The following is a 269-nucleotide window of genomic DNA, read 5'->3' as shown; positions in this document are numbered from 1 at the left end:
TCTCTGGAAGCAGATGTTATCTAAGATTTCGGGCAGCAGTACGGAAAATGTTATCTTCATAACTGATGATACGAAAAAAGACTGGTGGCACAAGATAGACTCAGCCGGAGAAAAAATAATTGGTCCTAACGAAGGGCTAAAATCTGAAATCTATCGTAACACCGATATAAAACTTTTTCATATGTATACGTCTTCCGCCTTCTTAAAAGATAGCAACAACATCCTAAACACTAACATCTCAGATAGTTCAATCGAAGACATTCAAGACA

General features: G+C 37.2%; 1 protein-coding gene. It reads left to right on the top strand.

Annotated features, from left to right (window positions below):
- Positions 1-13 precede the first annotated feature (13 nt).
- The coding region (locus tag AC3XQU_RS23985; RefSeq protein ID WP_489876631.1) for a PIN-like domain-containing protein at positions 14-269 on the top strand (256 nt) is incomplete at its 3' end.

The organism is Telluria sp. AZSoR62, from assembly GCF_058111565.1.
Note: the sequence above shows the minus strand (reverse complement) of the source record. Positions and strands in the feature narration are given on the sequence as shown.